The sequence below is a fragment of the Kitasatospora sp. NPDC001225 genome (assembly GCF_053597855.1).
Genome location: NZ_JBSFJC010000049.1, coordinates 1 through 25702, shown reverse-complemented (window position 1 = coordinate 25702; position 25702 = coordinate 1). Strand labels below are relative to the sequence as shown.

Here is a 25702-nt window from a genome sequence, read left to right as displayed (position 1 = left end):
GCGGAAGGCTCCGCTTCCCTTAGGATTGTCCGCATGTCCGAACCGACCGGTGCCGCCCGCCGACGCGGGCCCTTCCAGGTCGGGGACCAGGTCCAGCTGACCGACCCCAAGGGTCGCCACTACACGTTCACGCTCCAGGCCGGGAACCAGTTCCACACCCACAAGGGTGCGTTCCCGCACGACGAGCTGATCGGCGCCCCCGAAGGCACGGTCGTGCGCACCACGGGGAACGTCCCGTACCTCGCGCTGCGCCCCCTGCTCCCCGACTACGTCCTGTCCATGCCGCGCGGCGCCGCCGTGATCTACCCCAAGGACGCGGGGCAGATCCTGGCGATGGCCGACATCTTCGCCGGCGCCCGCGTCGTCGAGGCCGGCGTCGGCTCCGGCGCGCTCTCGACCTACCTGCTGCGCGCCGTCGGCGACACCGGCATGCTGGCCTCCTACGAGCGCCGGCAGGACTTCGCCGACATCGCCCAGGGCAACGTCGAGCGCTACTTCGGCGGCCCGCACCCGGCGTGGAAGCTCACCGTCGGCGACCTCCAGGACAACCTGGTCGAGACCGACGTCGACCGCGTCATCCTCGACATGCTGGCCCCCTGGGAGTGCCTGGACGTCGCCTCCAAGGCGCTCGTCCCCGGCGGCCTCATCTGCTGCTACGTGGCCACCACCACGCAGATGTCGAAGACCGTCGAGGCGCTGCGCGACCACGGTACCTTCACCGAGCCGCAGGCCTGGGAGACCATGGTCCGCACCTGGCACCTGGAGGGCCTGGCGGTCCGCCCGGACCACCGGATGATCGGCCACACCGGCTTCCTGCTCACCGCCCGCCGCCTGGCGGACGGCGTCGAGCCGCCGCTGCGCCGCCGCCGTCCGGCCAAGGGCGCGTACGGCGAGGACTACGACAACGGGACGCCCGAGCCCACCCTCCAGGAGCGCGCCGCCGCCCGCAAGGCCGCCCAGGCCACGGAGGCGGACCAGCCCGACCTGGGCTGAGCCCCGAACCCACCGACAAGGGGTGGTACGAGCACACCGCTCGTACCACCCCTTTCGCATTCCGCCGATCACGGTGTGGGACGATGCTGGCTCACGCCTTGGCTCTTGGAGCGCTGGAGGGGACGCCTGGTGGAGACCGCGGTCGGGACGACGGCGACGGTTGGACAGCAGACACCGCGGGGCCGTTCCGGGCCCGGTCACGCGCGCACCGTCCCCTGGCACTGGGCCGTCGCCCTGGCCGGCTGCGGCGCGGTGGTGGCGGCCGCGCTCGCGGCCTCCCCGGCGACCGGCACCCCGGTGCCCGCGCACGGCACCCCCCAGGCCCTCGTCGCGAGCGCCGCCCCCGACCCGGCCCGGGCCCAACTCCCGCTGGACTGCGGCCCGTTCCCGGTCAAGACGGCGCTCAGCGTGCCGGCCCGGCTCGGCGACGGGCGCCCCGGCACGGTGGTCGCCGCGCACTGCGCCACCGAGACCGGCACCCCGCCGGACGCCGTCTACCTGCTCGGCTTCGGCCCGGGCGGGCGCCCCGAGGTGGTGGCCACCCTGCTCCCCGAGCGCGAGAACCTCACCGTGAGCCGGATCGCGGTGCGTTCGGACGGCGCCATCACCGGCCACGCGCAGGGGTATTCGAGCGAGGACGTGCCGCGGTTCCGGCCCGACATCTCGCTCGACCTCACCTGGACGCAGCGGAGCGGCGGCTGGGAACGCTCCCAGACCGCCGCCCCGCTCCACCAGGCCTGAGCCCGGCCCGTTCTACTCCGCGTCCGGCCCGTACACCTCGACCCGGTCGGCGACCCGGCGCACGTGGATGCAGTCGCCGGGGCACTCCTTCGCCGAGTCCACCACGTCCTGAAGGATCGTCAGCGGCACCGGGGCACTCTCCCCGGGCTGCTGGCGCAGCTCGTCGTCCGGCCCCTTCACGTAGGCCAGCCCGTCGATGTCGAGCTCGAAGACCTCGGGCGCGTACTGCACGCAGATGCCGTCACCGGTGCACAGATCCTGGTCGATCCACACCTCCAGCGCCTCGGCCGCCGCCGTCTGCTCGGTCACCGACATGGTCCCCTGCCGTTTCTGTCCCGGGTCGCCCCTATTCCTGGAGCAATCCCGCCATTCGTACAACGATCGGACCTCGACTTGTGGTCGCGATCGGATATCACTTCGCTCGACGATACATCTGGCCCGCTTTGGGTGGTGCGCGGTGGGTATCCCCCTTAGCAGAGGGGAAGCACGCTGGGGCGAAGATCGGACACGCCCGTTCCATCTTTCTTGATCTAGGGGTTTACGGACCCCTGGTCCCAGGTAGGGTCTGGAAGCGTCCAGCTCCCCGGAGGAGGTGAGGACCGTGGCAGCCCACGATGACGACTACAACCGCAGCACCGGCAGGCCCGCTCGTGGTTCCGACGAGGCCGCTCAGGTCTCGTACCTTGAGCAGGAAATCGCCGTGCTGCGCCGCAAGCTCGCCGACTCGCCGCGCAATTCGAGGATCCTCGAAGAGCGGATCGTCGAGCTCCAGACCAACCTGGCGGGCGTGACCGCCCAGAACGAACGGCTCGCCTCCACCCTGCGAGAGGCCCGCGACCAGATCGTGGCCCTCAAGGAGGAAGTGGACCGGCTGGCACAGCCCCCGGCCGGCTTCGGCACCTTCCTCGACGCGAACGAGGACGGCACCGCGGACATCTTCACCGGCGGGCGCAAGCTCCGCGTGAACGTCAGCCCGAGCGTCGCCCTCGACGAGGTGCGGCGCGGCCAGGAAGTGATGCTCAACGAGGCCCTCAACATCGTGGACGCGATGGCCTTCGAGAACATCGGCGAGATCGTCACCCTCAAGGAGCTCCTGGAGGACGGCGAGCGCGCCCTGGTGCTGGGGCACACCGACGAGGAGCGGGTGGTGCGCCTCGCCGAACCGCTGCGCGGGCTGACCATCCGGTCCGGGGACGCCCTGCTGCTGGAGCCCCGCTCCGGCTACGTCTTCGAGGTCGTCCCGAAGTCCGAGGTCGAGGAGTTGGTCCTCGAGGAGGTCCCGGACATCGACTACCGCCAGATCGGCGGCCTGAGCAACCAGATCGAGCTGATCCGCGACGCGGTCGAGCTGCCGTACCTGCACGCCGACCTCTTCAAGGAGTACGAGCTGCGCCCGCCCAAGGGCGTGCTGCTCTACGGCCCGCCCGGCTGCGGCAAGACGCTGATCGCCAAGGCGGTCGCCAACTCGCTGGCGAAGAAGGTGGCCGAGGTCACCGGACGCCCCCAGGGGAAGAGCTACTTCCTCAACATCAAGGGCCCCGAGCTGCTCAACAAGTACGTGGGCGAGACCGAGCGGCAGATCCGCCTGGTGTTCCAGCGGGCCCGGGAGAAGGCGGGCGAGGGCACGCCCGTCATCGTCTTCTTCGACGAGATGGAGTCGCTGTTCCGCACCCGCGGTTCCGGCGTCAGCTCGGACGTGGAGAACACCATCGTCCCGCAGCTGCTCGCCGAGATCGACGGCGTGGAGGGCCTGGAGAACGTCATCGTCATCGGCGCCTCGAACCGCGAGGACATGATCGACCCGGCGATCCTGCGGCCCGGCCGCCTGGACGTCAAGATCAAGATCGAGCGCCCGGACGCCGAGGCCGCGAAGGACATCTTCTCCAAGTACCTCAAGGACTCGCTGCCGTTCCACCCGGACGACCTCAAGGAGCACGAGGGCTCCGTCGAGGCCACGGTGGTCGCGATGATCCAGTCGGTGGTGGAGCGGATGTACTCCGAGACCGAGGAGAACCGCTTCCTGGAGGTCACCTACGCCAACGGTGACAAGGAGGTCCTGTACTTCAAGGACTTCAACTCCGGCGCGATGATCCAGAACATCGTCGACCGCGCGAAGAAGATGGCCATCAAGGACTTCCTCGACCACGGTCAGCGGGGCCTGCGCGTCTCCCACCTGCTCGCCGCCTGCGTCGACGAGTTCAAGGAGAACGAGGACCTCCCGAACACCACCAACCCGGACGACTGGGCCCGCATCTCCGGCAAGAAGGGCGAGCGGATCGTCTTCATCCGCACGCTGGTCACCGGCAAGCAGGGCGCCGAGTCCGGCCGCTCGATCGACACTGTCGCCAACACGGGGCAGTACCTGTAAGCACGCGGTTGTCCGGGCCGGCAGCGGTCCCCGGAGCTGTACGCACACCGTCCGGCTGTGGCGCCTCGCGGCCCCGCAGCCGGACGGCGCGTCTCCGGGCCCGCCGTTCGGCGCCGGGTTCTAGGCTCGACCCACCGTGCGCGGGCAGAGGCCCGGCGCCGGTGTTGTTCGGCGGTACGTCAGAGTGCTCCGCCCGTCGGGGGCGGTGCACCGGGCAAGGAGGGCCGCATGACCGTACGGCGCGTGATGGGCATCGAGACGGAGTACGGGATCTCCGTGCCCGGGCACCCCAACGCCAACGCCATGCTCACCTCGTCCCAGATCGTCAACGCGTACGCGGCGGCGATGCACCGGGCACGGCGGGCCCGCTGGGACTTCGAGGAGGAGAATCCGCTGCGCGACGCACGGGGGTTCGACCTGGCCCGCGAGGTCGCGGACGCCAGCCAGCTGACCGACGAGGACATCGGCCTCGCCAACGTCATCCTCACCAACGGGGCCCGGTTCTACGTGGACCACGCGCACCCCGAGTACAGCTCGCCCGAGGTGACCAACCCGCGCGACGCCGTGCTCTGGGACAAGGCCGGCGAGCGGATCATGGCCGCCGCCGCGCAGCGCGCGCTGGAACTGCCCAACGGGCAGACCATCCACCTGTACAAGAACAACACCGACAACAAGGGCGCCTCCTACGGCACCCACGAGAACTACCTGATGAAGCGGGCGACACCGTTCGCCGACATCGTCCGCCACCTCACCCCGTTCTTCGTCTCCCGCCAGGTGGTCGCCGGCGCCGGCCGGGTCGGCATCGGCCAGGACGGGTCGGCGCACGGCTTCCAGCTCAGCCAGCGGGCGGACTACTTCGAGGTCGAGGTGGGCCTGGAGACGACGCTCAAGCGCCCGATCATCAACACCCGGGACGAACCCCATGCCGACGCCGAGAAGTACCGCCGGCTGCACGTGATCATCGGCGACGCCAACCTCTCCGAGATCTCCACCTACCTCAAGCTGGGCACCACCGCGCTGGTGCTGTCGATGATCGAGGACTCGTTCATCGCCGCCGACCTCGCCGTCGACCAGCCGGTGCGCACCCTGCACCGGGTCTCCCACGACCCGACGCTCAAGCACCTGATCACCCTGCGCAACGGGCGCAAGCTCACCGCCGTCCAGCTCCAGCTCGAGTACTTCGAGCTGGCCCGCAAGTACGTCGAGGACCGCTTCGGCACCGACGCGGACGAGCAGACGGTGGACGTGCTGACCCGCTGGGAGGACGTCCTCGGCCGGCTGGAGCGCGACCCGATGTCGCTGTCCCGGCAGCTGGACTGGGTCGCCAAGCGGGAGATCCTGGAGGGCTACCGCAGCCGGGACGCCCTGGAGTGGGACAACCCGCGGCTGCACCTGGTCGACCTCCAGTACAGCGACGTACGGCCCGAGAAGGGCCTCTACAACCGCCTGGTGGCCCGCGGGCGGTTCGAGCGGCTGCTCACCGAGGGCGAGGTCGAGCGGGCCGTCTCCAAGCCGCCGGACGACACCCGGGCGTACTTCCGCGGGCGCTGCCTGGAGCAGTACGCGGAGCACGTCGCGGCGGCCTCCTGGGACTCGGTGATCTTCGACCTGCCCGGCCGGGACTCGCTGCAGCGCGTGCCCACCCTGGAACCGCTGCGCGGGACCCGCAACCACGTCAAGGAGCTGCTGGACCGCTGCCGCACGGCCGAGGACCTGCTCCGGGTGCTGTCCGGCGGGTAACTTTTCGATCACCATGGGTGAACGTCCGCCGAATGGGAATCATCCGGGGTGGCAGCGGGTGTTGGACAGGAAGCGCCACCGGCAAACCGGGAGCGGCAGTCGCACCTTGTGTATAGGGTCGGTGCAGCAAGCAACGACCCAACCGTGCCAGACGAATCGAGCGGGGTGAGGGAAATGGCGAGCAAGGACACCGGCGGCGGCCAGCAGCGGGCGAACCGCTCCTCCGAGGAGGTCGAGGAGCAGGCCGCGGAAAGCCAGAATTCCGAGGACCTCAAGGAGCGCCAGGAAAAGCTGAGCGACGACGTCGACGCGGTTCTGGACGAAATCGACGAGGTCCTCGAGTCGAATGCCGAGGATTTCGTTCGCGGATTCGTCCAGAAGGGCGGGCAATAGCCCGGTCCGGGCATTCCGAATTCACGGTCGCGACCGATCGGGGCGGCCGGGCGGCGAACACCGCCCGGCCGTCCGGCACCGGCCCCTCCACCCGTGGACAGTGATCGTCGGGCGGGTAGGGTGCGGGCAGCGCGCGCTTCAAGCTACCTGGAAGGAATCGTGTGGAAGCCAACACTCGTGGCACCGGGCGTCTACCGGCTGCCTTCCTGACCCCGGGGTCGTCCTCGTTCCTCGACTTCCTCGCCGAGCACAAGCCGGAGATGGTCCCCGGGCTCCGGGGGCTCCCCGAGGGCGTCGTGGTCGAGGCCCCGCACGGGACCACGCTGGTGGCCGCGATCTTCGACGGCGGCGTCGTGATCGCGGGTGACCGCCGGGCGACGATGGGCAACGTGATCGCCCAGCGGGACATGGAGAAGGTCTTCCCGGCCGACGAGTACAGCGCGGTCGGCATCGCCGGCACCGCCGGCCTCGCGGTCGAGATGGTCCGGCTGTTCCAGCTGGAGCTGGAGCACTACGAGAAGATCGAGGGCGCCACCCTCTCCCTGGAGGGCAAGGCCAACCGGCTCACCACCATGATCCGGGGCAACCTGGGCATGGCGATGCAGGGCCTCGCGGTGGTGCCGCTGTTCGCCGGCTACGACCTGGACCTCGGCCGCGGCCGGATCTTCAACTACGACGTCACCGGCGGGCGGTCCGAGGAGCGCGGCTTCGCCGCCACCGGCTCGGGCTCGGTCTTCGCCCGCGGCTCGCTGAAGAAGCTCTACCGCGACGGCCTGACGGCCGACCAGGCCGCCACCCTGGTCGTCCAGGCCCTGTACGACGCGGCGGACGACGACTCCGCCACCGGCGGCCCGGACCTCGCCCGGAAGATCTTCCCGATCGTCTCGCTGATCACCGAGGACGGCTTCCGCCGGCTCACCGACGCGGAGGTGACGGAGATCGTCGTCGCCATCACCGACGAGCGCCTGGACCGGCCCAACGGCCCGCAGGCCCCGCTGATCTAGGGGGTGTCTTGTGGATCTTGTCGGATCAGGCCGCGGCGTCAGGGTGCGTGCATCGCAAGGCGGAGGAGGGAGCCACTGCGGAGCATTGGCGACCGACGACAACGCCGCGAGGTGCGTGCCCTGGCGTCGCGGACCCGGCTAAGTTCCACAAGACACCCCCACGCCATCACCTCACAGAAAGGGGACGACCGCCGGTGTCGACACCGTTCTACGTCTCGCCCCAGCAGGCCATGGCGGACCGCGCGGAGTACGCCCGCAAGGGCATCGCGCGCGGCCGCAGCGTGGTCGTGCTCACCTACGCCGACGGCATCGTCTTCGTCGCGGAGAACACCTCCAGGGCGCTCCACAAGGTCTCCGAGATCTACGACAAGATCGCCTTCGCGGCGGTCGGCCGCTACAACGAGTTCGAGAACCTGCGCATCGGCGGCGTCCGCTACGCCGACCTGCGCGGCTACTCCTACGACCGGGCCGACGTCACGGCCCGCGGCCTGGCCAACGTGTACGCCCAGACCCTGGGCACCATCTTCTCCTCGGTCGGCGAGAAGCCGTACGAGGTCGAGCTGATCGTGGCCGAGGTCGGCCGCACCCCCGACAACGACCAGATCTACCGGCTCACGCCGGACGGTTCGGTCGTGGACGAGAAGAACTACGTGGTGGTCGGCGGCAACGCCGACTCGATCGGCAACTACCTGGGCCAGCGCCACCGCGCCGGCATCGGCCTCACCGAGGCGGTGAAGCTCGCCGTGGACTCGCTCGCCCGCGACCCCAACGGCGGCAGCCCGCGCGGCCTCACGCCGGAGCAGCTGGAGGTGGCGGTCCTCGACCGCCAGCGGTTCCAGCAGCGCAAGTTCAAGCGGATCCTGGGCAACCAGCTGGGCCGGCTGCTCGACGGGGACCAGTCCGCGGAAGCGGACGACGAGGACAACCCGGCGGACGGCACGCCGGTGTAGCAGTGCCTGTGGAGTCCCGGACGGCGGCCCCGCCGCCGTCGTTCGGGACTCCGGTGCCCCTGCGGCGGCCCAGTCGTCGTGGAGGCGGTTTCGGACAGCTCCGACAGAGAATGGAGTGCTCATGGACCGCCGGATTTTCGGGCTGGAGAACGAGTACGGCGTGACCTGCACGTTCCGCGGGCAGCGACGGCTGTCCCCGGACGAGGTGGCGCGGTACCTGTTCCGCCGGGTCGTCTCCTGGGGCCGCAGCAGCAACGTCTTCCTGCGCAACGGCGCCCGCCTCTACCTCGACGTCGGCTCCCACCCCGAGTACGCCACCCCCGAGTGCGACGACGTCGTCGAGCTGGTGACGCACGACAAGGCCGGTGAGCGCATCCTCGAAGGGCTCCTGGTGGACGCCGAGCGCCGGCTGCACGAGGAGGGCATCGCCGGGGACGTCTACCTCTTCAAGAACAACACCGACTCGGCCGGGAACTCCTACGGCTGCCACGAGAACTACTGCGTGGCCCGGCACGGGGAGTTCTCCCGGCTGGCCGACGTGCTGATCCCGTTCCTGGTCACCCGGCAGCTGATCTGCGGCGCGGGCAAGGTGCTCCAGACCCCGCGTGGCGCGGTGTTCTGCGTCAGCCAGCGGGCCGAGCACATCTGGGAGGGCGTCAGCTCCGCCACCACCCGCTCGCGCCCGATCATCAACACCCGGGACGAGCCGCACGCGGACGCCGAGCGCTACCGCCGGCTGCACGTGATCGTCGGCGACTCCAACATGTCGGAGACCACGACGCTGCTCAAGGTCGGCTCCACCGACCTGGTGCTGCGGATGATCGAGGCCGGCGTGGTGATGCGCGACCTCACCCTGGAGAACCCGATCCGGGCGATCCGCGAGGTCAGCCACGACCTCACCGGCACCCACCAGGTGCGGCTCGCCAACGGCCGGGAGGCCAGCGCGCTGGACATCCAGGAGGAGTACTACACCAAGGCCCTGGAGTTCGCGGACCGCAAGGGCATCAACACCGGCACCGTCGCCCGGGTCCTCGACCTGTGGGGCCGCACCCTGGAGGCCGTCCGCAGCGAGCGGCTGGACGGGGTCGCCCAGGAGATCGACTGGATCATGAAGTACAAGCTCATCGAGCGCTACCGCGAGAAGCACCAGATGAGCATGTCCAACCCGCGGGTGGCGCAGATCGACCTCGCGTACCACGACATCCACCGCCGCCGCGGCCTGTTCTACCTGCTCCAGGGCAAGGGCCAGGCGCAGCGGGTGACCACCGACCTCAAGACCTTCGAGGCCAAGTCGATCCCGCCGCAGACCACCCGGGCCCGGCTGCGCGGGGACTTCATCCGGCGGGCCCAGGAGCAGCGCCGGGACTTCACGGTCGACTGGGTGCACCTGAAGCTGAACGACCAGGCGCAGCGCACGGTGCTGTGCAAGGACCCGTTCCGTTCGGTGGACGAGCGGGTGGAGAAGCTGATCGCGGGGATGTAGCCCCCGGCCGTGTGATCAAGGCGGCGACCGGCCCCGGTGGTGTCTACCGGGGCCGGACGCGTGCCGGGCATACGCTGTCCGTCGAGTCAGGAGAGCCGACTTCGACCGACAGTTAGGACCACCGTGCGCCGCACCGCCGGTTTGCTTCTCACCCTGCCGTTGCTGCTCGCGGTCGCCTGCAGCAGCTCGCCCAAGGCGGCGGGCCCGGTGACGCCGTCCGCGGCGAGCGCCGCCCCGACGGTGCCCGCGCCGGTCGGCGAGGCGTCACCGATGCCCACTCTTTCGGGTGGCGGGTTCGGCAGCAAGGCCACCATCACCATCCCCGAGGGCCAGCAGCCCGGCGGCCAGTTCGTGGTGAACACGGTCAGCGAGGGCGACCGGGCGACCGTCAACAAGGGCGACTGGGTGACGGTCAACTACACCGCCAGGGACTGGACCACCGCCAAGGACCTGCCCAGTTCGTACGACGCCAACGGCAAGCCGCAGCTCTACCAGGCCGGCAGCGGGCAGCTGGTGCCGGCGCTGGACCAGAGCGTGATCGGCAAGAAGGTGGGCAGCCGGCTGCTGGTGGTCGCCCCGCCGGCGGCGGCCTTCGGCGAGCAGGGCTCCACCCAGCTGGGCGTCAACAAGGGCGACACCGTGGTGTTCGTGCTGGACATCATGGAGAGCCTGCCGCCGGACTCCACGCTGACCGGGGCGATGGCCGAGCCGGCCGCGACGATGCCGCAGGTCAAGGACAACGGCAAGGCGCCGGCCACGATCACGATCCCGACCGGGCAGGCCGCGCCCGCCGACCTCCAGCAGGCGGTGCTGATCAAGGGCGAGGGCAAGCAGGTCAAGAGCGGGCAGACCCTGGTGGTGCAGTACACCGGGGTGCTCTGGGCCAACGGCCAGCAGTTCGACGCCTCCTGGACGCACGGCGGCGCGCAGGCGGTGCAGATCGGCACCGGCAGCGTGATCGAGGGCTGGGACAAGGGCCTGGTCGGGCAGAACGTCGGCAGCCGGGTCCTGCTGGTGGTGCCTCCGGCGCTCGGCTACCAGGACAAGGCGCAGGGCTCGGTTCCGGCGAACTCGACCCTGGTCTTCGTGATCGACATTCTCGAAGCGGTCTAGGAAGTCACCGGGGGGATTCCGTACGCTTGGGCGGACGCTCGTACAACGAAGCGTCCGCCCTCATCCTGAGCTGTCATACTGCCCACGCACTGTGGCAGGCGCCGCCCGGCGCCGAGGTCCGGGGCGGGCGGTGCGACGGCAGGCCGGCGTGCCCACGCCGGGCGCAGACCTGGAAGACCTCGTGGCGAGATGGATGGGGAGTCATGACTGAGAAGACGCCGAGCCCGGGCGGGGCCGGCACCGCGGCGAACGACAGCTCCGCGGGTGACCCGGCCGCCTCTCGTCCCGGCGGTCCGGTTGGCGGGGACCGCGAGTCGATCGTCGTCCCCCCGGCGATCCTGGCGCAGCAGGCGGGCTGGGCGCAGCCCGGCGAGGCGCCGCGCGCCGCGGGCGGGACCAAGACGGACGACGCCCCGCAGATCTTCGCCTCCAACGTGCGCAAGTCCGACACGTCGGAGGCCGGGTACGACGAGAACCCGCCCGGCGTCGGCAAGCTGGGCGTGATCCTCGGCACGGTGATCGCCCTGCTGCTGGTCGGCAGCGGCGTCACGCTGTACATGGTGAACAAGGACGGCTCCAAGGACAGCGCCGCGGCCAAGCCGGACGCGGCCAAGAGCGCGCCGCCCACGCCGACCGCCGACCCGGTGCCGCCGATCAAGGACAGCGCCAAGGTGCTGCCGACGGTCGCCGGCGACTTCGGCAAGAAGGCCGACATCCAGATCCCGGGCGAGGCCTCCGACGGCTCCTTCGTGGTGAAGGTGCTCACCGAGGGCACCGGCGCCAAGGTGGAGAAGAACTCCTGGGCCTCGGTGGACTACACCGCCAAGGACTGGAACACCGGCAAGGACATCCCGAGCTCGTACGACGCCAACGGGAAGCCGCAGATCTTCCAGGCCGGGACCGACTCGCTGATCCCGGCGCTGGACCAGGCCGTGATCGGCAAGAAGGCCGGCAGCCGGCTGCTGGTGGTGGCCCCGCCGGCCGCCGCGTTCGGCGCCCAGGGCAAGGCCGACATGTCGATCGGGCCCAAGGACGACCTGGTCTTCGTGATCGACATCCGCAACGCCAACGCGCCCGACGCCGTGGTGAGCGGTACCGTCACCCCGCCGCCCGCGGACTTCCCGCAGGTCAAGGACAACGGCAAGAAGCCGGCCGAGATCACCCCGGTCGCCGGGGCGAAGGACCCGACCGAGCTGAAGTCGCACGTCCTGATCAAGGGCACCGGGCCGAAGGTGGAGAAGGGCGAGAAGGTCGTCGTCCAGTACACCGGCGCGCTGTTCTCCAGCGGCAAGGTGTTCGACTCCTCGCTCAGCAAGGGCCAGGCGTTCACCTTCCCGGTCGGCGGCGGCCAGGTCATCCAGGGCTGGGACCAGGGCCTGGAGGGCCAGACCGTCGGCAGCCGGGTCGAGCTGGTGATCCCCGCCTCGCTGGGCTACGGCGACAAGGGCCAGGGCGACATCCCGCCCGGTGCGACGCTGGTCTTCGTGGTGGACATCCTGGACGCCGGTCAGGGCTGATCCACTTTCGGGTGACAATGGTGCACGTGTGACCTTCGGGTCCGGCCGCGTGGCCGGTCCCCAACGGGCGGCGGGCGCCCGTACCGTGGTCCGGGACGAACGGACCGGGTGCGGGCGTCCGCCGCTTGGTCGTGACAGCAGAGCGAATGTGAGAAGAGGGACTGTGAGCGTCAACCTCAACGAGAAGCCCGAGATCGACTTCCCGATCGGCGACGCCCCGACGGAGCTGCAGATCCGCGACATCGTCGTGGGCGACGGCGCGGAGGCCAAGCCGGGCCAGAACGTCAGCGTCCGGTACGTCGGTGTGACCTTCGAGACCGGCGAGGAGTTCGACGCCAGCTGGAACCGGAGCCCCAACGAGTTCCGCTTCCCGCTGGGCGGCGGCCGGGTCATCAAGGGCTGGGACCAGGGCGTCGTCGGCATGAAGGTCGGCGGCCGCCGCGAGCTGACCATCCCGTCGCGTCTGGCGTACGGCGCCCAGTCGCCGACCTCGGCGATCCCGCCGCACTCGACCCTGATCTTCGTGGTCGACCTGCTGGCCGTCTGAGCCCGCTCGTGCCGTGGGCCGGACCCCTCCGGGGGCCCGGCCCACGGGCGTGTCCGGGGGCGTTCGGGGAGGCCGCTTTTGCCGTGCGTACCGCTACCGGTACGGTCGGTCCCGCCGGGTGGTGATCGCCCGGTTGGCGCACCCCGCGCGCGGCGCGGCACACCGGAAGGGTCAGCGATGGCGATCGCGAAGGCAGAGCGGCTGATGAATCTCGCCCTGTGCCTGATGAACACCAGACGTCCGCTCTCCAAGAAGGAGCTGCGGGAATCCATCGAGGCGTACCGCGAGGCCTGGCAGAACAGCAGCGAGGACGCCTTCAACCGGATGTTCGAGCGGGACAAGGACGACCTGCGCGAGCTCGGCCTGGTGATCGACGTGGACGAGAGCACCCTGGACGGCGAGCTCGGCTACCTGGCCCGCGCCGACCGCAACCGGCTGCCCGAGATCGCCCTGGACGCCGAGGAGGCGGCCGCGCTGACCCTGGCGGCCCGGGTCTGGCAGCAGGCCAAGATGTCCGGTGCGGCCAGTGGCGCCCTGCAGAAGCTGCGCGCGGCCGGGGTGCCGTTCGCCGAGGCCGAGGGCCGGACCGCCCTGGAGCCGCGCATCCCCGCCCGGGAGGCCGCGTTCGAGCCGCTGCTCACCGCCGCCCGGGACCGCCGTCCGGTCACCTTCGAGTACCGCAAGGCCGGCGCCGCCGCCGTCGAGCAGCGCAGCGTCGAGCCGTGGGCGCTGGAGTGCTGGCGCGGGCACTGGTACCTGGCCGGGTACGACCGCGACCGGGGCGACGCCCGGGTGTTCCGGCTCAGCCGGATCACCGGCCGGGTGAAGGCGAAGTCCGGGGCGTTCCTCGGCGCCGTGCCCGAGCACGTGGACGTCCGGGCCACCGTGGCGAAGTTCGCGGGCGAGGGGGCGACCGCCACCGCGACCGTCCGGGTCCGCCGGGGCGCCGGCTTCCCGCTGCGGACCAAGGCGCTGGGCAGCACCCGGGTGGACGAGCTGTGGGACGAGCTGGAGATCCCGTACGGCAACGGGCTCGGCGCGGACCTGGCCGAGTTCGGGCCGGACGTGCTGGTGCTCGGGCCGGAGGAGCTGCGGGCGGATGTGGTCGACCGGCTGCGGGCGGTCGCGGGTTTCGAAGGAGTGGGCGCGTGAGCAACGCCATCGACCAGACGCGACGGATGCTGTCGCTGGTCACCTACCTGCGCGAGCGGCCCGGGGCCGAGGTCGCCGAGGTGGCCCGGGCGTTCGGGATCAGCGAGCGCGAGCTGATCGCGGACCTCAACGTGCTGCCGATGTGCGGCACCAGCTTCCGCGGCGGCGACCTGCTCGACATCGACACCGACGGCGAGCGGATCTGGTGGCACAACGTCGACGACGTCGCCCAGCCGCTGCGGCTGGCCGCCGACGAGGCGACCGCGCTGCTGGTGGCCGCCCGCGCGGTGGCCGGACTGCCGGGCCTGCGGGCCGGGGACCGGGAGGCGCTCACCCGGGCCGTCGCCAAGATCGAGAACGCGGCGGGGGAGAGCGCCGAGGGCAGCGCCCGGGTCGGTGTGACCTTCGAGGCGGAGAGCCACGTCTTCGCCGACATCGACCGCGCGCTCAGCGAGGGCCGCCGGCTCTGGCTGCGCTACTACTCGCACGGGCGCGGCGGGATGACCGAGCGCGAGGTCGACCCGATCCGGCTGCTCACCGAGGGCCACACCTACCTCGAGGCCTGGTGCCGTACCTCCGAGGACCACCGGATGTTCCGGCTCGACCGGGTCGCCGAGATCCGCGTCCTGGACGTCCCGGCCGACCCGCCCCGGCGCGAGCCGCGGGACCTGAGCGGCGGGCTGGTCAACCCGGCGGCGGACGACCCCGAGGTGGTCGTCGAGGTCTCCTCCGGCGGCCGCTGGGTGGCCGAGTACTACACCCACGACCGGGCCGAGGAACTGCCCGACGGCGGGCTGCGGATCACCCTGCGCAGCGCCGACCCCTCCCAGCTGCGCCCGCTGGCGCTGCGGCTGGGCCGGGACGGCCGGATCGTCTCGCCGCCCGAGCTCGCCGAGCAGGCGCGCTCGGCCGCGCGGGAGGCGCTGGCCGCCTACGGGGAGGGGCGGGTCTGAGCGGTGGAACCCGGGACCAGATTCAAGGTGTACTGCTCCGAGTGCCGGGAGAAGGTGGAGCTCCCGGCCGAGGACTTCCGCCTGACCCTCGGTCGCACCCCGGCCCAGGCGCACTACAGCTTCGGCTGCCCGCGGTGCGGGGCGGCGGTGCGCAAGCCGGCCGGGGAGAAGATCGTCGAGGCGCTCACCGGGGCCGGGGTGCGCACCATGCGGCTCGTCCCGGCCGAGGGGTAGCACGCGTATAGGCTGGGGCGCATGTCCTGGATGCTCGTCGCCGCCGTCCTGCTCGCCACCGCGGGCCTGCTGGTCCTCGGGGTCCTCGCGATCCGGCTCTGGCTGGACGTGCGGGCGCTGGCCAAGGGCGTGGACGCGGCCTCGCGGGCGCTGGCCGCGGCGGCCGGGGACCTGGCGGACGCGGTGCCCGCCCAGGGCGCCCCGGCGGGGGAGCGGAGCGTCCCCGCCGCATAGCACGGTCGGGACCGCGGTGGTACGGGGGCTGCTGCGCGCGGGCGGGGGCGGGTTACGCTCTCAGTTGGCTCCTGAACCGTGTACCGGGGGCCGCTGTCCTGTTCGGGCGGCCGTCGTCGTGGCGTCATCCGCAGCGGTTACCATCCGCAGCGGACGGCCCGTCGGGCCGCCATGACTGAAGGTGGTCGCGCATGCGCATCTCGATGACCGCGATCGTGGTGATCGTGATCCTCGCCATCGTGCTGTTCGGAGCCAAGCGGCTGCCGGACCTGGCGCGCTCGCTGGGCAAGTCGATGCGGATCCTGAAGAGCGAGGCGCAGGCGATGCGCTCGGACGGCGAGTCCGAGCAGCCGGCCCGGCCCGCTCCCGCTCCGGCCCCGGTCGACGGTGCCGCGGTCGGGACCGTCCAGGCCGCTCCGGGCGCGTCGGCCACGGCCCGTCCGGTGACCGGGCCCGCCGCCGGGGCCTCCGCGCCCGACGGCGACCGCCCGCACTGAGCGCGGCGCACGTGAGGCACCTGACGCCCGCCGCGCACACCGTGTGCGCGGCGTTCGCGACCACGGAGGCCCGCCGACCGGCGGGCCCCGACGCACGAGTTGAGGACCGGGGTTGAGCAAGCTCTCCAAGGCGCCGAAGGCGTCAAAGGATCCTGAGGGGCGGATGGCCCTCGCCGACCACCTGAGGGAACTGCGCAACCGCGTGGTCAAGTCGGTCCTGGCGATCGTGCTGATCACCATCGTGGCGGCGGTCTACCACAAGCAGATCGAGGACTTCCTGCTGCAGCCGCTGCCGCGGTGCGAAACCCTGGAGCTGGCCAAGCACTACCACGGCAAGTGCGCCCAGGTCTCGAACATCGGTCTGACCGCCGGTTTCACCTGGATGCTGAAGGTGGCCCTGACGGCGGGCGTGGTCGGGACCGTGCCGATCTGGCTCTACCAGGTCTGGGCCTTCGTGGCGCCGGGCCTGCACAGGCACGAGAAGAAGTACACGGTCGTCTTCCTGATCTGCGGGACGCCGCTGTTCCTGGCCGGTGTGGCCGTGGCCATCCTGGTGCTGCCGACCACGGTCGACGTGCTGCTCTCGTTCACCCCGAACGACACCACGCCGATCCTGCCGCCCGAGGACTACTTCGACATCGCCACCCGGATGGTGCTGGTCTTCGGCCTGGCCTTCGAGTTCCCGCTGCTGCTGGTGATGCTGAACATGGTCGGCGTGGTCGGCGGCAAGCGGCTGCTGGGCTGGTGGCGCGGCATGGTCATGGGCATCACGGTGTTCGCGGCCTTCGCCACGCCGAGCGCCGACCCGCTGAGCATGCTGGCGCTGGCCGCGCCGATCTGGGCGCTGTACTTCATCGCGGTGGCGATCGCGATCTTCAACGACAAGCGCAAGGCGCGCCGCAACCCGGACTCCGGGCTGGACGACGAGGAGGCCTCGCACCTGGACCTCTCGGTGCAGCCGGTGGCCGGTGCGGAGTCCGTCCAGGCCTCGGCGGCTCCGGCGGCCGGTGCCTCGGTGCCGGCGTCCCGCCGCGAGGAGATGGACGACATCACGTGAGTCGGTAGGGCCTGAGGGAGCCCCGGTCCGCCGCTGCCGAGCGGTGGGCCGGGGCTTTCCGCTGGTCGGGGCGGTTCCGGGTTTCGGCGGGTGGTCTTGGCAGCTCGCATGGCATGTGACATATTACTGGCGTGCTGAAGACCGAGACACCTCCCCTGGACGTGGTCGTGGTCGGCGCCGGTGTGGTCGGCGCCGCCTGCGCCTACTACGCCGCCCGCGCCGGGCTCGCCGTCGCCGTCGTGGACCGCGGGCCCGTGGCCGGCGGCACCACCGGCGCGGGCGAGGGCAACCTGCTGGTCTCCGACAAGGAGCCCGGCCCCGAACTCGACCTCGCCCTGCTCAGCACCCGGCTCTGGCGCGACCTCGCCGAGCGGCTCGGCCCGGCGATCGAGTACGAGCCCAAGGGCGGCGTGGTGGTGGCTTCCACCGCCGCCGGGCAGGACGCGCTGCGGGCCTTCGCCGACGGGCAGCGGGCCGTCGGGGTCGAGGCCGAGGAGGTGCCCGGCGAGCGGCTGCGCGAACTGGAGCCGCACCTGGCCGAGGGCCTGGCCGGCGGCTTCCACTACCCGCAGGACGCCCAGGTCCAGCCCGCCCTCGCCGCCGCCCACCTGCTGCGCGAGGCCCGCCGGATGGGCGCCGAGCTGATCACCGGGGAGAGCGTCACCGCCGTCGACCGGGGCCCGGACGGCGCCGTGCGCGGCGTACGGACCGACCGGCGGCACCTGGCCGCCCCCGCCGTGGTGAACGCGGCCGGCACCTGGGGCGGCGAGGTGGCCGCGCTGGCCGGGGTGCACCTGCCGGTGCTGCCCCGGCGCGGCTTCGTGCTGGTCACCGAGCCGCTGCCGCGGGTCGTGCGGCACAAGGTCTACGCCGCCGACTACGTGGCCAACGTGGCCAGCGGGTCGGCCGGGCTGGAGACCTCCGCCGTGATCGAGGGCACCCCGGGCGGGCCGGTGCTGATCGGCGCCAGCCGTGAGCGGGTCGGCTTCGACCGCACGCTCTCCCAGGAGGTGCTGAGCCGGCTCGCCGCCCAGGCCGCCGCCCTCTTCCCGGTGCTCGCCGACGTCACCGTGCTGCGCGCCTACCGGGGCTTCCGCCCGTACCTGCCGGACCACCTGCCGGCCATCGGCGCGGACCCCCGGGTGCCCGGGCTGTACCACGCCTGCGGGCACGAGGGGGCCGGCATCGGGCTGGCCCCGGCGACCGGGCTGCTGATCAGCGAGCAGCTCACCGGCAAGCAGCCGGAGCTGGACCTCGCGCCGTTCCGGGCGGACCGCTTCCCGGCCGAGTGACGGCGTGACGGCCCGGACGCCTGCGACCGAGGCCTGTGTGAGATTCCTTCCTGGACCCGTGAGATTGGAGAGGCCGCCGATGCGCCGCCGCACCCCCGCCGGGCTGGTCGAGGCCGAGCCCGGGCCCGCCCACCACATCGAGTTCGACGGGCGGCCCGTCCCCGCGCTGCCCGGGCAGTCGATCGCCGCCGCGCTCTGGGCCGACGGCGTGCTCGCCTGGCGCACCACCCGGGTCGGCGGGAAGCCGCGCGGGGCGTTCTGCGGGATCGGCGCCTGCTTCGACTGCCTGGCCACCGTGGACGGCCGCCCCAACCAGCGCACCTGCCTGCTCCCCGCCGAGCCCGGCACCACCGTCACCACCCAGGAGGGCCACGGCCGTGCCGACCTCGCCGTCTGAACCCCTCGACGCCCCGCCGTACGACCTCGTGGTGGTCGGCGCCGGCCCGGCCGGGCTGGCCGCCGCCGTCACCGCCGCCGACCTCGGGCTGCGCTGCGCCCTGCTGGACGGCGGGCAGAGCACCGGCGGGCAGTACTACCGCCACCCGGCGCCCGGCCTCGGCGCGGCCCGGCCGGACCGGCTGCACCACCACTGGTCCGCCTACACCGGGCTGGCCGACCGGCTCGACGCGCACGGGCGCGCCGGGCGGGCAGCCTTCCTGGCCGGGCACCAGGTCTGGGCGCTGGAGCGCACCGGGGACGGCTTCGCGGTGCACGTCACCCGCGGACCGGAGAGCACCGACCGGGCCACCGTCCGGACCCGGTCGGTGCTGCTCGCCACCGGCGCGTACGAGCGGCAGCTGCCGTTCCCCGGCTGGACCCTGCCCGGGGTGGTCACCGCGGGCGGCGCCCAGGCCATGCTCAAGGCCGGCCTGGTGCTGCCCGGGAAGCGGATCGTGGTGGCCGGCAGCGGCCCGCTGCTGCTCGCGGCGGCCTCCTCGCTGGTCACCGCCGGGGCCGAGGTGCCCGCCGTGGTCGAGGCCACCGCCTACCTCGGGTACGCGCGGCGCCCCGGCGTGCTGGCGGCCGTCCCCGGCAAGCTGGTCGAGGGCGCCGGGCACGGCGGTGCGCTGCTGCGGCACGGCGTACGGCTGCGCCCGCGCAGCGCGGTGGTCGAGGCGCACGGGACGGACCGGGTCACCGGCGTCACGGTGGCCCGGCTGGACGCCGACTGGCGGCCGGTGCCCGGCACCGGGCGGCGGATCGACTGCGACGCGCTCGCCGTCGGCCACGGCCTGCTGCCGCAGATCGACCTGGCCACCGAGCTCGGCGCGCGGACCGTGACCGGGCCGGACGGCGCGGTCGCGCTGGAGGTCGACGCCCGGCTGCGCACCAGCGTGCCCGGCCTCTGGTCGGCGGGGGAGACCAACGGCGTCGGCGGCGCGGACCTCGCGCTCGCCGAGGGCGAGCTGGCCGCGCACGCGGTGGCCGGGGAGCGGCCCGCGGCCGCGCTGCTGCGCCGCCGCTCCCGGCTGCGGGCCTTCGCCGACCTGATGGCCGCCGCGCACCGGCCGGGCCCCGGCTGGACCGGCTGGCTGCGTCCGGACACCGACGTCTGCCGGTGCGAGGAGGTGCCGGTGGCGGCGATCCGGGAGGCCGTCGAGGACCTGGGCGCGGGCGATCCGCGCACCGTGAAGCTGCTCACCCGGGCCGGAATGGGCTGGTGCCAGGGCCGGATGTGCGGTCCGGCCGTGGCCTGCCTGGCCGGCCCGGGTGAGCCGGGGCCGGACCGGCGGCCGCTGGGCTGCCCGGTGCCGCTCTCCCAGCTGGCGGCGGGGCCGAACCCGGAGGCGTAGGGCGTGCCCGACCGCTCGCGTCGGGCGGGAACGGTCGGGCACGCCCCCGGGGTCCGTCGTCGAAGGACGGGCCGGGGACCTTGTCTCCGGCCCGTCCACTCTAGTAAAATGTCACACCTCATCAAGGAGCTCATGTGTCCATCACCCAGCACGACAGCACCCGTCCCTGGCGCGGCATCATGGTCGCCACCACGCTTCCGCTGCGCCCGGACCACTCCGTCGACTACGACGCCTACGCCGAGCACGTCCGCTGGCTGATCGACTCGGGCTGCGAGGGCGTCGTCCCCAACGGCTCGCTGGGCGAGTACCAGACGCTCACCGCCGAGGAGCGCGCCAAGGTCGTCGAGGTCGCCATCGAGGCGGCCGGCGACGGCTCCCGGGTGATGCCCGGCGTGGCCGCCTACGGCAGCGCCGAGTCCCGCCGCTGGGCCGAGCAGGCCGCCGAGGCCGGCGCCGGCTCCGTCCTGCTGCTGCCGCCGAACGCCTACCGGGCCGACCACGCCTCGGTGCGCGCCCACTACGCCGAGGTCGCCAAGGCCGGGCTGCCGATCGTGGCGTACAACAACCCCATCGACACCAAGGTCGACCTCGTCCCCGCGCTGCTCGCCCAGCTGCACGCCGAGGGCTCGATCGTCGCGGTCAAGGAGTTCAGCGGCGACGTCCGCCGGGCGTACGAGATCGCCGAGCTGGCCCCCGGGCTGGACCTGCTGATCGGCGCCGACGACGTGCTGCTGGAGCTGGCGCTCGCGGGCGCGGTCGGCTGGATCGCCGGCTACCCGAACGCCCTGCCGGCCGCCTCGGTCGCGCTCTACGACGCCGCCGTCTCCAAGGACCTGGAGAACGCGCTGCCGCTGTACAAGTCGCTGCACTCGCTGCTGCGCTGGGACTCCAAGACCGAGTTCGTCCAGGCCATCAAGCTCTCCATGGACATCGCCGGGCGCCCCGGCGGCCCGGTGCGCGCCCCGCGCCTGCCGCTCGTCCCGGAGATCGAGGAGGCCGTCCGCGCGGCCACCGAGAAGGCGCTGGCCGACGGCCTGGTCTGACACCGGCGCGATCCCGGGCCTCCGGGCCGGCTGCGGCGGCAGTCGGCCCGGCCTACCCACCAACCATCCGAACCTGTACGGGAGTTGTGACCCATGCGCAGCCGTCACGTGTTCCACGCCGTCGACTCGCACACCGAGGGCATGCCGACCCGGGTGATCACCGGCGGCTTCGGCGTCATCCCCGGCGCCACCATGGCCGAGCGCCGGGTGCACTTCCAGGAGCACCTGGACCACTTCCGCACCCTGCTGATGTACGAGCCCCGCGGCCACGCCGCGATGAGCGGCGCGATCCTCCAGCCGCCGACCCGGCCGGACGCCGACTTCGGCGTGCTCTACATCGAGGTCTCCGGACTGCTGCCGATGTGCGGGCACGGCACCATCGGGGTCGCCACCGTACTGGTCGAGACCGGGATGGTCCCGGTGGTCGAGCCGGTCACCACCGTACGGCTGGACACCCCGGCCGGACTCGTGGTCGCCGAGGTGAAGGTCGAGGACGGCGCCGCCAAGGCGGTGACCATCCGCAACGTGCCCTCCTACTCCGTCGCCCTGGACCGCAAGGTCGAGGTGCCCGGCTACGGCACGGTGACCTACGACCTCGCGTACGGCGGCAACTACTACGCCATCCTGCCGCTCGCCGAGTTCGGGCTGCCCTTCGAGCGCGAGCGCAAGCAGGAGATCCTGGACGCCGGCCTGGCCATGATGGACGCGATCAACGCGGGCCCGGACCGGCCGGTGCACCCGGAGAACCCGTCCATCCACAGCTGCCACCACGTCCAGCTGCTCGCCCCCGGCTCCACCGCCGAGCACTCCCGGCACGCGATGGCCATCCACCCCGGCTGGTTCGACCGCTCGCCCTGCGGCACCGGCACCTCGGCGCGGATGGCCCAGCTGCACGCGCGCGGCGAACTGCCGCTCGGGCGGGACTTCCGCAACGACTCCTTCATCGGGACCACCTTCACCGGGCGGCTGGTCGAGGAGACCGAGGTGGCCGGGCTGCCCGCGGTGGTGCCCACCGTCACCGGGCGGGCCTGGGTCACCGGCACCGCCCAGTACTTCCTCGACCCGAGCGACCCGTTCCCGGCGGGCTTCCTGCTCTGACCCCTCCTTCCTCCTTCGTCCCCGTACCTCCCCCCGAAGGGCTGCTGGCCGTGACCATCACCTCGTACAACCCCGCCGACCCCGACGACCTCGTGGTCGCCGTCGAGGAGCCCGGCGCCGAGGCCGTGCGGGCCGCCGTCGGGCGGGCCCGGGCGGCGCAGGGCGACTGGCTCGCCGCCGGGGCGGGCGCCCGGTCGGCGGCGCTCGGCCGGATCGCGGACGCCGTGGAGGCGCACGCCCACGAGCTGGCCGCGCTGATCGTGCGCGAGGTCGGCAAGCCGCTGGCCGAGGCGCTCGGCGAGGTCGCCCGCACGGCGGCGATCTGGCGCTACTACGCGCAGGCGCCGTACACGCCCTCCGGGGCGGTGCACGAGACCGCCGCCGGCCCCGGGCTGCTGTTCACCCGCCGCCGCCCGTACGGGGTCGCCGGGCTGATCGCGCCGTGGAACTTCCCGCTGGCGATCCCGACCTGGAAGGCCGCGCCGGCCCTCGCCGTCGGCAACGCGGTGGTGCTCAAGCCGGCCCCCGAGGCGACGGCCTGCGCGCTGCGGCTGGCGGAGCTGGCCGGGCTGCCCGAGGACGTGTTCACGGTGCTGCCCGGCGGGGCGGAGGAGGGCGCGGCGCTGGTCGACGCCGCGGACGTGGTCTCCTTCACCGGCTCGACCGGCGTCGGCCGGGCCGTGGTGCGGGCCGCGACCGACCGCGGGGTGCCGGTGCAGGCCGAACTCGGCGGGCTGAACGCCGCGCTGGTGCTGCCGGACGCCGACATCGCGCAGGCCGCCGGGCACATCGCCGCGGCCATCGCCGGGTACGCCGGGCAGAAGTGCACCGCCACCAGCCGGGTGATCGCGGTCGGCGCCGCGTACGAGCCGCTGCGCGAGGCGCTGGTCAAGGCGCTGGCGGCGGTCGACGACGCGGTCTGCGGGCCGGTGATCAACGCCGGTGCGCGGGAGCGGCTGACCGGGGCCGTCTCCTCGGCCGTCGAGGCCGGGGCGAGCGTGCTCACCGGCGGCGGGGTGCCCGAGCGGACCGGCTGGTACGTCGAGCCGACCCTGCTCGCCGAGGTGCCGGCCGAACACCCGCTGGCCCGCGAGGAGTTCTTCGGCCCGATCGCGGTGCTGCACGCCGCGGCCGACCTGGACGAGGCCATCGCGCTCGCCAACGACACCCCGCACAGCCTCTCCACCTCGGTGCACACCCGCAGCCTGGACGTGGCGCTGGCCGCCGCCGACCGGCTGGACGCGGGCATGATCCGGGTCAACGCCCCGTCCAGCGGCGTCGACTTCCACCTGCCCTTCGGCGGGGCCAAGGGCGCGAGCCACGGCGACCGCGAACAGGGCCAGGCCGCCCTGGACTTCTACACCGTCAGCCGGACCGTCAGCGTGCTGCCGGGCGGAGGTGCGCTCTGATGTTCGTACGGACGGTCGACTACCACACGGCCGGCGAGCCGTTCCGGATCGTGCTGGACGGCGTGCCCCCGATCCCCGGCGACACCGTCGCCGAGCGCCGGGCCATCGCGCTCGGCGCGGGCGGCAGCGCGACCGCGCCCCGGCCCAGCGCGCTGGACGAGGTCCGGCAGCTGCTCAGCCGGGAACCGCGCGGCCACGCCGGGATGTACGGCGGCTTCCTGGTCCCGCCGGACGATGACGAGGCGCACCTGGGTGTGCTGTTCTGGCACAAGGACGGCTACTCCACCGCCTGCGGACACGGCACCATCGCGCTCGGCGCCTGGGCGGTGGACTCCGGACTGGTGGCCGCCCCCGCGGACGGCGTGGCGCGGGTGCGGATCGACGTGCCGTCCGGCCGGGTCACCGCCCTGGTGCACCGCTCCGGCGGGCGGACCACCGGGGTGACCTTCCGCAACGTGCCCAGCCGGGTCACCGCGCTGAAGCTCCCGGTGGAGACCTCGCGCGGCACCGTGGAGGTCGCCGTGGCGCACTCCGGCGCCTGCTACGCCTCGGTGCCCGCGGCCGCCCTCGGGCTCGCCGTGGAGAAGCAGCAGCTGCCCGAACTCACCGCCGTGGGGCGGGAGATCAGGGCCGCGCTGGCCGGCTCGGAGGCGGTCGCGCACCCGACGGACGCCCGGCTGTCGGGCGTCTACGGGGTCATCCTCCACGACGAACTCCCCCCGGTGGACGGGGTGCTGAACCAGCGCAACGTCACCGTCTTCGCGGACGGCCAGATCGACCGTTCGCCCTGCGGCTCCGGCACCTCCGCCCGGCTCGCGGTGCTCGCCGCCGAGGGGCGGCTGGCCCCGGGCGAGCCGCTGCGGCACGAGTCGATCATCGGGACGGTCTTCAGCGGGCAGGTCCTCCCGGGCGGCGACCCGCAGGGCGAGGGCGTGGTCACCGAGGTCGGCGGGACGGCCTTCCGCACCGGCGAGCACGGCTTCGTGCTGGAGCCGGACGACGACCTGGGAGCGGGGTTCCTGCTGTGACCACCGTGCGTGCGACCGAAGCCGTGAAGCCAACCGAAGTGCCCGGCGCGGCGGTTGTGCCGCTCCAGTACGCCGTGCCGGGCACCGGCGGGGTCGGGCCCGCCGGGGCGGTGGGGGCGATCGAGCGGGTGCTGCTGGACGGGTTCGACCCGGAGGCGGCACCCGCCCGGTCGGCCGTACCGGTGCCCGCCGGCGAACTGCTGATGATGCCGGCCGCCGCCGGGCCGTACGCCGGCGTGAAGATCGCCGGGGTCGCGCCCGCCAACCCGTCGGCCGGACTGCCCCGGATCACCGGCAGCTACCTGCTGCTGGACGGGCCCACCCTCCAGCCGCTCGCCCTGCTGGACGGCGCCGCGCTCACCGCGCTGCGCACGCCCGCCGTCACCGCGGCCGCGCTGCGGCGGCTGGCCGTGCCGGAGGCCGAGCACCTGGTGTTGTTCGGCTCCGGGCCGCAGGCGTACGGGCACCTGGACGCCCTGCTCGCCGTCCGGCCGCTGCGCCGGCTCACCGTGGTGGCGCGCAACGCCGAACGGGCCGGGGCGCTGGCCGATTACGGGCGGAAGCTCGGGCTGGCGGCCGAGGTCGGCGACCCGCGCGCGGTCCGCGAGGCGGACCTGGTGGTCTGCTGCACCACCGCGCGCACCCCGCTGTTCGACGGCGCCCTGGTGCCCGCCCACGCGGCGGTGGCGGCGGTCGGCTCGCACGAGCCGGACGCCCGGGAGGTGGACGAACTGCTCGTCCAGCGCGCCGAGTTGTACGTCGAGGCGCGTACCGTCGCGGAGCGCGAGGCCGGGGACCTGCTGATGGCGGGCGTGGCCGGGCGGCAGCTGTGGAACCTCGCCGAACTGGTGCGCGGCGACGCGCTGGTGCCCGACGGGCGGCCGCGGTTCTTCAAGAGCGTCGGGATGGCCTGGCAGGACCTGGCCGTCGCGGCGGAGGTGTACCGGGCCGCGTCCTAGGGCGTGTCTTCAAACTCGCGTCTGCGGGGCGACGCCGGGGCACGCACCTCGCCGCGTTGTCGTCGGTCGCCAATGCTCCGCAGTGGCTCCCTCCTCCGCCTTGC

At 72.9% G+C, this 25702-nt stretch carries 26 protein-coding genes and 1 pseudogene; 26 read left to right on the top strand and 1 reads right to left on the bottom strand.

From position 1 onward, the window contains the following. Window positions 1-33 precede the first annotated feature (33 nt). A complete protein-coding gene (locus ACWDCZ_RS18985; protein ID WP_049650977.1) occupies window positions 34-993 on the top strand; it encodes a tRNA (adenine-N1)-methyltransferase in 960 nt (319 codons plus the stop codon). Window positions 994-1122: 129 nt separating this feature from the next. After that, entirely contained in the window at window positions 1123-1734 is a 612-nt protein-coding gene (locus ACWDCZ_RS18980) for a hypothetical protein (RefSeq protein ID WP_380741655.1), read from the top strand. 12 nt (window positions 1735-1746) lie between these two features. Here ACWDCZ_RS18980 and ACWDCZ_RS18975 read toward each other — a convergent pair whose 3' ends face one another. Then, a complete protein-coding gene (locus tag ACWDCZ_RS18975; protein ID WP_049651996.1) occupies window positions 1747-2049 on the bottom strand; it encodes a ferredoxin in 303 nt (100 codons plus the stop codon). Between the two features lie 286 nt (window positions 2050-2335). On the opposite strand from ACWDCZ_RS18975, the gene arc reads away from it, so the two are divergent. The 24 genes and pseudogenes from arc (at window position 2336) to ACWDCZ_RS18855 (ending at window position 25598) form a co-directional block, all read left to right on the top strand. Next, the gene (gene arc / locus ACWDCZ_RS18970) at window positions 2336-4102 is read left to right on the top strand and encodes a proteasome ATPase (protein WP_049651997.1); all 1767 of its coding nucleotides are present in this window, start codon (window positions 2336-2338) and stop codon (window positions 4100-4102) included. A 228-nt stretch (window positions 4103-4330) separates the two neighbouring features. After that, window positions 4331-5842 carry a depupylase/deamidase Dop gene (dop, locus tag ACWDCZ_RS18965; RefSeq protein ID WP_049651998.1) on the top strand — a complete coding sequence of 504 codons (1512 nt, stop codon included), beginning with the start codon at window positions 4331-4333 and terminating at the stop codon, window positions 5840-5842. Window positions 5843-6016: 174 nt separating this feature from the next. Further along, complete coding sequence (locus ACWDCZ_RS18960) at window positions 6017-6235, top strand: ubiquitin-like protein Pup (RefSeq protein ID WP_049652012.1); 219 nt, start codon at window positions 6017-6019, stop codon at window positions 6233-6235. 132 nt (window positions 6236-6367) lie between these two features. Further along, window positions 6368-6445 (top strand): annotated as a pseudogene (locus tag ACWDCZ_RS18955) (endonuclease VII domain-containing protein); the annotation flags it as partial. Beyond that, window positions 6442-7239 (top strand): proteasome subunit beta, encoded by a 798-nt coding sequence (gene prcB, locus ACWDCZ_RS18950; protein WP_369808298.1) that lies wholly within the window; start codon window positions 6442-6444, stop codon window positions 7237-7239. The pseudogene ACWDCZ_RS18955 and the gene prcB, both read left to right, overlap by 4 nt. Before the next feature lie 194 nt (window positions 7240-7433). Continuing rightward, the gene (gene prcA, locus ACWDCZ_RS18945; protein WP_049652000.1) at window positions 7434-8189 is read left to right on the top strand and encodes a proteasome subunit alpha; all 756 of its coding nucleotides are present in this window, start codon (window positions 7434-7436) and stop codon (window positions 8187-8189) included. 121 nt (window positions 8190-8310) lie between these two features. Continuing rightward, entirely contained in the window at window positions 8311-9672 is a 1362-nt protein-coding gene (gene pafA / locus ACWDCZ_RS18940; RefSeq protein ID WP_049652001.1) for a Pup--protein ligase, read from the top strand. A gap of 123 nt (window positions 9673-9795) precedes the next feature. After that, a complete protein-coding gene (locus ACWDCZ_RS18935; RefSeq protein WP_449816448.1) occupies window positions 9796-10785 on the top strand; it encodes an FKBP-type peptidyl-prolyl cis-trans isomerase in 990 nt (329 codons plus the stop codon). A gap of 203 nt (window positions 10786-10988) precedes the next feature. Continuing rightward, window positions 10989-12302: an FKBP-type peptidyl-prolyl cis-trans isomerase gene (locus ACWDCZ_RS18930; protein WP_049652002.1), complete on the top strand. Its 1314-nt coding sequence runs from the start codon at window positions 10989-10991 to the stop codon at window positions 12300-12302. A 163-nt stretch (window positions 12303-12465) separates the two neighbouring features. Then, window positions 12466-12849 (top strand): FKBP-type peptidyl-prolyl cis-trans isomerase, encoded by a 384-nt coding sequence (locus tag ACWDCZ_RS18925; RefSeq protein ID WP_049652003.1) that lies wholly within the window; start codon window positions 12466-12468, stop codon window positions 12847-12849. Window positions 12850-13026: 177 nt separating this feature from the next. Continuing rightward, window positions 13027-14001, top strand: a complete 975-nt coding sequence (locus ACWDCZ_RS18920; RefSeq protein WP_049652004.1) for a helix-turn-helix transcriptional regulator — start codon at window positions 13027-13029, stop codon at window positions 13999-14001. A gap of 26 nt (window positions 14002-14027) precedes the next feature. Beyond that, window positions 14028-14954, top strand: a complete 927-nt coding sequence (locus ACWDCZ_RS18915) for a helix-turn-helix transcriptional regulator (protein WP_181970795.1) — start codon at window positions 14028-14030, stop codon at window positions 14952-14954. Between the two features lie 27 nt (window positions 14955-14981). Further along, on the top strand, window positions 14982-15188 hold the full coding sequence (locus ACWDCZ_RS18910; RefSeq protein WP_375876040.1) for a hypothetical protein: 207 nt from the start codon (window positions 14982-14984) through the stop codon (window positions 15186-15188). Between the two features lie 21 nt (window positions 15189-15209). After that, the gene (locus tag ACWDCZ_RS18905) at window positions 15210-15422 is read left to right on the top strand and encodes a hypothetical protein (RefSeq protein ID WP_049652007.1); all 213 of its coding nucleotides are present in this window, start codon (window positions 15210-15212) and stop codon (window positions 15420-15422) included. A 191-nt stretch (window positions 15423-15613) separates the two neighbouring features. Then, on the top strand, window positions 15614-15919 hold the full coding sequence (gene tatA, locus ACWDCZ_RS18900) for a Sec-independent protein translocase subunit TatA (protein ID WP_449816447.1): 306 nt from the start codon (window positions 15614-15616) through the stop codon (window positions 15917-15919). 163 nt (window positions 15920-16082) lie between these two features. Next, the gene (gene tatC / locus ACWDCZ_RS18895; RefSeq protein WP_049652009.1) at window positions 16083-16976 is read left to right on the top strand and encodes a twin-arginine translocase subunit TatC; all 894 of its coding nucleotides are present in this window, start codon (window positions 16083-16085) and stop codon (window positions 16974-16976) included. A gap of 131 nt (window positions 16977-17107) precedes the next feature. Continuing rightward, window positions 17108-18268, top strand: a complete 1161-nt coding sequence (locus ACWDCZ_RS18890) for an NAD(P)/FAD-dependent oxidoreductase (protein ID WP_049652010.1) — start codon at window positions 17108-17110, stop codon at window positions 18266-18268. A gap of 79 nt (window positions 18269-18347) precedes the next feature. Next, window positions 18348-18665, top strand: a complete 318-nt coding sequence (locus tag ACWDCZ_RS18885) for a (2Fe-2S)-binding protein (protein WP_049652011.1) — start codon at window positions 18348-18350, stop codon at window positions 18663-18665. After that, on the top strand, window positions 18646-20061 hold the full coding sequence (locus tag ACWDCZ_RS18880) for an FAD/NAD(P)-dependent oxidoreductase (protein WP_449816446.1): 1416 nt from the start codon (window positions 18646-18648) through the stop codon (window positions 20059-20061). Before ACWDCZ_RS18885 ends, ACWDCZ_RS18880 begins: the two co-directional genes overlap by 20 nt. Before the next feature lie 179 nt (window positions 20062-20240). Then, window positions 20241-21104 (top strand): dihydrodipicolinate synthase family protein, encoded by an 864-nt coding sequence (locus ACWDCZ_RS18875; protein ID WP_181970794.1) that lies wholly within the window; start codon window positions 20241-20243, stop codon window positions 21102-21104. A gap of 93 nt (window positions 21105-21197) precedes the next feature. After that, window positions 21198-22202 (top strand): proline racemase family protein, encoded by a 1005-nt coding sequence (locus ACWDCZ_RS18870; protein WP_049660310.1) that lies wholly within the window; start codon window positions 21198-21200, stop codon window positions 22200-22202. Window positions 22203-22252: 50 nt separating this feature from the next. Next, window positions 22253-23611, top strand: a complete 1359-nt coding sequence (locus tag ACWDCZ_RS18865; RefSeq protein ID WP_449816445.1) for an aldehyde dehydrogenase family protein — start codon at window positions 22253-22255, stop codon at window positions 23609-23611. Then, a complete protein-coding gene (locus tag ACWDCZ_RS18860) occupies window positions 23611-24639 on the top strand; it encodes a proline racemase family protein (RefSeq protein ID WP_375876044.1) in 1029 nt (342 codons plus the stop codon). The genes ACWDCZ_RS18865 and ACWDCZ_RS18860 overlap by 1 nt, the downstream gene beginning before the upstream one ends. Window positions 24640-24662: 23 nt before the next feature. After that, window positions 24663-25598, top strand: a complete 936-nt coding sequence (locus ACWDCZ_RS18855; RefSeq protein ID WP_338016276.1) for an ornithine cyclodeaminase family protein — start codon at window positions 24663-24665, stop codon at window positions 25596-25598. The last annotated feature ends 104 nt before the right edge of the window (window positions 25599-25702 follow it).

Coding starts and splice junctions, on each gene's coding strand:
- ACWDCZ_RS18920 (WP_049652004.1), top strand. CDS start 13,027: ATGGCGATCGCGAAGGCAGAGCGGCTGATGAATCTCGCCCTGTGCCTG.
- dop (WP_049651998.1), top strand. CDS start 4,331: ATGACCGTACGGCGCGTGATGGGCATCGAGACGGAGTACGGGATCTCC.
- ACWDCZ_RS18975 (WP_049651996.1), bottom strand. CDS start 2,049: ATGTCGGTGACCGAGCAGACGGCGGCGGCCGAGGCGCTGGAGGTGTGG.
- ACWDCZ_RS18885 (WP_049652011.1), top strand. CDS start 18,348: ATGCGCCGCCGCACCCCCGCCGGGCTGGTCGAGGCCGAGCCCGGGCCC.
- ACWDCZ_RS18875 (WP_181970794.1), top strand. CDS start 20,241: ATGGTCGCCACCACGCTTCCGCTGCGCCCGGACCACTCCGTCGACTAC.
- ACWDCZ_RS18870 (WP_049660310.1), top strand. CDS start 21,198: ATGCGCAGCCGTCACGTGTTCCACGCCGTCGACTCGCACACCGAGGGC.
- pafA (WP_049652001.1), top strand. CDS start 8,311: ATGGACCGCCGGATTTTCGGGCTGGAGAACGAGTACGGCGTGACCTGC.
- ACWDCZ_RS18960 (WP_049652012.1), top strand. CDS start 6,017: ATGGCGAGCAAGGACACCGGCGGCGGCCAGCAGCGGGCGAACCGCTCC.
- ACWDCZ_RS18915 (WP_181970795.1), top strand. CDS start 14,028: ATGCTGTCGCTGGTCACCTACCTGCGCGAGCGGCCCGGGGCCGAGGTC.
- ACWDCZ_RS18985 (WP_049650977.1), top strand. CDS start 34: ATGTCCGAACCGACCGGTGCCGCCCGCCGACGCGGGCCCTTCCAGGTC.
- ACWDCZ_RS18905 (WP_049652007.1), top strand. CDS start 15,210: ATGTCCTGGATGCTCGTCGCCGCCGTCCTGCTCGCCACCGCGGGCCTG.
- tatC (WP_049652009.1), top strand. CDS start 16,083: ATGGCCCTCGCCGACCACCTGAGGGAACTGCGCAACCGCGTGGTCAAG.
- tatA (WP_449816447.1), top strand. CDS start 15,614: ATGCGCATCTCGATGACCGCGATCGTGGTGATCGTGATCCTCGCCATC.
- ACWDCZ_RS18930 (WP_049652002.1), top strand. CDS start 10,989: ATGACTGAGAAGACGCCGAGCCCGGGCGGGGCCGGCACCGCGGCGAAC.
- ACWDCZ_RS18860 (WP_375876044.1), top strand. CDS start 23,611: ATGTTCGTACGGACGGTCGACTACCACACGGCCGGCGAGCCGTTCCGG.